At 40.0% G+C, this 5,603-nt stretch carries 5 protein-coding genes; 2 read left to right on the top strand and 3 right to left on the bottom strand.

The window, feature by feature from the left end; all coding sequences use genetic code 11:
• On the bottom strand, positions 1–1,849 hold a 1,849-nt coding region (locus tag ACRCJ0_RS08910; RefSeq protein WP_431390220.1), incomplete at its 3' end, for a DUF438 domain-containing protein.
• A complete protein-coding gene (locus ACRCJ0_RS08905) occupies positions 1,830–2,099 on the bottom strand; it encodes a DUF1858 domain-containing protein (protein ID WP_431390219.1) in 270 nt (89 codons plus the stop codon). The genes ACRCJ0_RS08905 and ACRCJ0_RS08910, both read right to left, overlap by 20 nt.
• A gap of 221 nt (positions 2,100–2,320) precedes the next feature.
• Between ACRCJ0_RS08905 and ACRCJ0_RS08900 the strand changes: the two genes are divergently transcribed.
• Entirely contained in the window at positions 2,321–2,680 is a 360-nt protein-coding gene (locus ACRCJ0_RS08900; RefSeq protein WP_418150086.1) for a metal-sulfur cluster assembly factor, read from the top strand.
• A gap of 250 nt (positions 2,681–2,930) precedes the next feature.
• Complete coding sequence (locus tag ACRCJ0_RS08895; RefSeq protein WP_431390218.1) at positions 2,931–5,030, top strand: copper-translocating P-type ATPase; 2,100 nt, start codon at positions 2,931–2,933, stop codon at positions 5,028–5,030.
• A 383-nt stretch (positions 5,031–5,413) separates the two neighbouring features.
• On the opposite strand, the gene ACRCJ0_RS08890 is transcribed toward ACRCJ0_RS08895, so the two are convergent.
• Positions 5,414–5,603: DAK2 domain-containing protein (locus tag ACRCJ0_RS08890; RefSeq protein WP_431390217.1), on the bottom strand; the 190-nt coding region annotated here is incomplete at its 5' end.

The raw sequence follows: 5,603 nt of genomic DNA, 5'->3' as shown, positions 1-5,603 counted from the left end.
GACGAGCATTTTTTAAATCATCTAAAAGTTGCGCAATCTTTGGCCATAAGCGCGGTGGATGACAAAACTCAATGTCACGACCGATTTCCAAAGGTGAGCGTTTGAAAATCATCTGATCATAAGGCACCACGTGGTTGAAATATCTAAAGCAGAAGTTTTCGTCTATATAGGTAATTTCAAAAGGCAGGGCGTTCATTAAACTGGTGAATTCAGCAAGGGATAGATAGCCATTTTCCAAGTCTAATGGTTGATCAATGGCTACTTGGTCTGGTCTAGTGAGCAGTTGATTGTGGTGACTATACCAATCAACCTGTACATATCCATCGGAAAATTGTATCGTTTCACTTTGTTTGCTAGTGAGATTTTCTTCGAGTCGTACTAAAGCTGTCAATTTTTTGTTTTTTAAATCTGCTTCATCTGGTCCTTTAACAGAACGATCTGTGCCTGGGGCGATGTCAATAAACCGTTGGATATCCTGGACGCATTCGAGGATACCTAAGAATTGATGATGATCATCGAACAGTGGTTGATATGTCACATAAATCTTTGCAGTACCCTTAGCGCTTGTTTCTTGGAACCAGTAGGACACAGCCTTTTCTTGACCAGATTTTAGTTTTTCAAAAACTGGGTGAATTGTCTTCCAAACACTGGCTGGAAAAAGCGTCCGTGCAGCCATCCCTAGCTGACAATCTTCACGATATTGAAAGGGGAAACCCGTCTTATCCTGACAGGGCAGGGTGTAATTTGTGTATTGAATATGTCCTGCTGAATTGATAAAGGTAAGGGTGACTGGTATCCGGTCTAAGATAATCCGCATTTGGTTAATAGATAAGAATCCATCGCCAACAGGGAGTGGCATGTCAGGGTCAATGATCGCTTGCTGGCAGCTTTCTGTAGCTTGTAATTCGGTTTTTCCTTCCCAGCTGATGAGCATAGCGCCATCAGGAAAACTGATTCTTTGGCTTTCAATAATGGTCTTACGTGGCTGGTCTACATTTTTGGTAAGTGGTGTAGTGCCTTCATGCTGGTCATCATCTTTTTCATCTGAACTTGTCCATGTACCTGTAGGTCGGATAATCGCAAAGCCGTAAATATTACTTTGTTCACTAACCTTGGCCCAATCTTGACTAGACAAACTTTCGGCTAGAATATTTATAAGAATGGCTTCCTCTTTAAAAATCATCTCCTTAAATTCATATTCAAAATCTGCAAAAGCTAACTTTGCTGTCGCTAATCTTTCTGTAAAATCTTTACTTCTTAATAAATCAACTGGCTTTAAAGCTGCTTGAAATAGGTCACGAATCTCATCATCTTTGGCCCACATAACTTTGGGTGGCGCATTATAACCGTATTTTTCAAGCAGTGGAAAGAAAACCCGTTCTTTACGGGTATAGTGGTGTTCAAATTGCCCTAAGAGTTGGTATTGCCGCTTCAGGCCGTCTGTAAAGTCTAAGCGACTAGGATCATCTTCGTTTAAGGCTTCTAAGGCTTTAAAAATATTGTTGATTCGGTTAATGCAGGCTCTAAAGGCCATGTTTTCAGCTTTAAATACCTGAACGGGATGATTTTCTTGTTCGATTTCTACAGCTGAATGACCTGTTACTTGGTCTTCAAACATGCGGGCATGTACGTTACACAATTTCAAGACATCTTCAAAGGTCATGTCATTATCGTCTTCGTAGATAATTTTTTGCTCCATCATGGCGATTTCAATGGCCGAAACACCGGAAAAGTGCTGGTTAAATGCTTCTTGTAAACTGTTAGGGTCTACGCCATGGTGAAGTTGCGTCAACATGTCAGTAAGCACCTGTAATCGTTGTTTTTCTTGGTTAGTATGCTTCTTTTTCATTATTTTTCTTTACTCCAATTGGTTGATAGCCATTGTAAATCAGTTGTTGGCAGATAAATGCTACGGAGACGCCTGCGATTTTAGTACCGCGATTAAGGGTCACAAATTGGCCGATAGATTGGCGTAAGATTGGGTCTTCCAAAGGGGTAAAACCAATTTCAACTAATAAAGCTAATAGGTCGGGATGGTCGTCGATGAGCGTTTTGACAGGTTGGTTAAAGTCAACAGTGAAATCATCGGTATGGTTCATATGCAATCACTTATCCTTTTATACTTTTGAGTAGTTGGTTAAATAACACTACTACTTGAGAAGAATAGTAGAGTTTCTGAGCTTTGAAAGCAATAAACCTAAGGATGTAGATTTATCTTAATACAATATTGTATACGAATTAAAATGAGATCATCCTTTCTTTGACCCTTGAAGAGCTAGCTAGCTAAAGTGGTAGTTAACGCAAAGGAAGGAGTGAAGAGATGTCCGTATCAGCAAACACATATGGGATTGTTTTTAAAGGAGAGGCTGTGAACCACCAAAAGGTCATAATGGCGCAATTGCTCGAGGTTATCGACCCAGAGTTAGGGATTGATTTTCCAAATTTAGGTTTAATTTATGAAGTAGATCTAAATCTCACAGGTGAGTGTACTGTAGTGATGACCCTTACGACATCAGCTTGTCCATTAGTATTTGTGATTGAAAAGGACTTTCAGGAAAAACTGAGTCAAATAGCTATCATAAAGGCAGTGACTGTGACGATTACATTCGATCCTGTTTGGTCAATCCAACGACTAAGTCCTTTTGCCTGTGTCTGCCTAGGTATGCCGATTCAAGGATAAAAAGCACTAGGACTGCATGAAATGCCTCTTTTTATGATGGGATAGATAAACTTATCTGAATATGCTCTATTACAGTAATTAAATTCGAAAAACATCCTTAAATTGTTTTTAAAGAGCTCAACCTAGAAAAAAGTATCCTGAATGTATGCATGATTATTTGCATTTTCAAAATAAGACAATTATACTTAAATCAAATATAGTTTACAAACGTAAACAAATATAATTATCATGCAGTAGGAGGCAGGAAATAATGAATAAAGAAAATAAGACAAGACATCATCAGGATATGCACCATGATCACGACCATGAACATATGAATCACGGAGAGCATAACCATGACCACCATGATCATAGTGGCCACGATGGTCATCATGGACATGACGGACACGGCGCTCATATGATGGCTGATTTTAAGCAACGTTTCTGGGTAGTTTTGGTATTATCTATCCCTTTAGCGATTATTGCACCTATGTTAATGCACTTGCTTGGTTATCATATTGATTTTCCGGGCCAAGGGCTTTTGGAATTTGGCCTTGCTACTATCGTATTCTTTTACGGAGGTAAGCCCTTCTTAAGTCATGCTTGGCATGAATTGAAATCAGGGGTTCCGGGTATGATGATGCTGATTTCTCTAGCGATTGTTGCAGCTTATGTCTATTCGGTTTTAACCACCTTCTTCATTAGTGGAATGAACTATTATATTGAACTTGCTAGCTTGATATTGATTATGTTGGCGGGACATTATATTGAGATGAGGGCACAAATGTCAGCGGGTAATGCTGTTGAATCGCTAGCCAAACTCTTACCGTCCGACGCTGAAGTGATTCATGAAGACGGATCAACAAGTGAAGTAAAAGTCGACCAATTGAAGAAGGGCGACCGTATCTTCATCCGGCCAGGTGCGAAGATTCCTATCGACGCTACAGTTTATGAAGGGCATTCTGAAGTAGATGAATCAATGTTGACTGGTGAATCTGTCCCCGTATTAAAAGAAGCGGACGCGAAGATTGTTGGGGGTGCTATTAATGGGGATGGTATCCTAAAAGCTATTGTGACGAAAACGGGTACGGATACTTATTTAGCGCAGATTATTAACTTAGTTACTGACGCACAAGCACAAAAATCTAAGGCGCAATCCATTGCTGATGTCTGGGCTAAATACCTATTTTATATCGCTTTAGTTGTAGGGATTATTGCCTTTGTCGCTTGGACTGCTATCGACGGCTATCTAATGGGTTTACAGTTTATGGTAGCAACCTTTGTTATCGCGTGTCCGCATGCACTTGGGCTGGCAGTTCCCTTGGTAAATGCTGAATCTACTTCCTTAGCTGCTGAATCTGGCTTATTTATTCAAAACCGTATCGCATTTGAAGACGCTCATAAGATAGATAAAATCGTTTTTGATAAGACTGGAACCCTTACTCAAGGTGAGTTTGGAGTAGACGAGATTACTGTTATGGATGGCAAGTTTAATGAAACTTCTCTTTTACAAATTGTCTACGCGATTGAAAGCCAATCTGAGCATCCAATTGCTCGAGGTATTGTGAAAGAAGCTGAAAGTAGAAAGATCGAAAAATTACCGGTTGCTGATTACCATAATCTGACCGGTAAAGGACTTGAAGGGACTGTAGATGGGAAGAATATTCAAATCCTAAGTCCAAAAGCTACTAGACAAGCAGGTTATACATTTGATGAAGAAGCTTTTAAGGCCTCTGCTTCTAAAGGGCGAACTGTTGTCTTTGTTATCTATGATCAGGTATTAGTGGGTGCTGTTGCAGTATCCGATATTGTTCGTGAAGAGGCTAAAGCAGTGGTAGCTGAACTGCAAAATAAAGGAATCCAAGTGCTGATGTTAACGGGTGATAACCAACAAGTGGCAGATTCAGTAGGTCAAGCGCTCCATTTAGATGGTGTCTTCGCAGAGGTTTTATCTGATGAAAAAGCCAGTAAAATTAAGTCGTTACAAGCGGATGGTGGACGTGTTGCCATGGTTGGTGATGGGGTCAACGATGCGCCGGCCCTTGCACAAGCTGATTTAGGGATTGCAATTGGTGCAGGGACAGATGTTGCGAGAGAAACAGGAGATATCATCTTGGTTGATTCAAATATCCATGATGTCTTAAATATTCTTAACCTATCGAAAGCAACCAAACAAAAGATCAATCAAAACCTCATGTGGGGTGCGGGTTATAATGTGGTGGCTATTCCACTAGCGGCTGGTGTTTTTGCTGGACTAGGTATTGTCCTTGGACCAGCTTTGTCAGCTATTATTATGTCCTTGTCTACCGTAGTCTGTGCAGTGAATGCACGGATGTTACGCCGTGCTTATAAGAAATTACAAGCCAATTAATTCAAAACAAAGAGAATGTATGTATAGTTTATTGATATCTAACATGAACCGCAACAGTCTGATAATTCAATTAACTGGGAAGAGGATAGCATTCATATGATAGAGAAGACTACTAGGATGTTTCTTATGAAAGATGTGCCTTTTGATATGAGTGTAGTAAGATTAGAACAAACAATATGCCTAAATAGTGATTTCCTTTCTTCACCGCATGTTGCCTAAACTGACAGCGTGAGAGTATGTTTATATAGACATAGCAAAACATCAAGCATAATTCTTTTCAACAGCAGATTTGAGTGACCTTTGTTCGGTGAAGAACGCCTCTCTGAGAATAAGACAAATGAAATGAAGCCCCCTTTTTGACAAGAAGGAGGCTTCATTTCATTTTATGCTTGTGCCTTGATTAATGCTTCAAATAAGTATTTACTAGATTCAGCTCCTGGATCAGGTTCACCAATAGACCGTTCCCCATAGTAGGAAGCACGACCTTTCGTCGCTTTAAGTTCAGCCGTTTTAGCGCTAGCCTCATCCAATACTTCTTGGCTTAAATTATTGGCTTTTAGAGCTTCAACAGCC

This window comes from Aerococcus sp. L_32, from assembly GCF_050689315.1.
Note: the sequence above shows the minus strand (reverse complement) of the source record. Positions and strands in the feature narration are given on the sequence as shown.

Bases quoted from the DNA above. Each gene is read 5' to 3' on its own strand.
- ACRCJ0_RS08905 (WP_431390219.1), bottom strand. From the start codon at position 2,099: ATGAACCATACCGATGATTTCACTGTTGACTTTAACCAACCTGTCAAA.
- ACRCJ0_RS08895 (WP_431390218.1), top strand. From the start codon at position 2,931: ATGAATAAAGAAAATAAGACAAGACATCATCAGGATATGCACCATGAT.
- ACRCJ0_RS08900 (WP_418150086.1), top strand. From the start codon at position 2,321: ATGTCCGTATCAGCAAACACATATGGGATTGTTTTTAAAGGAGAGGCT.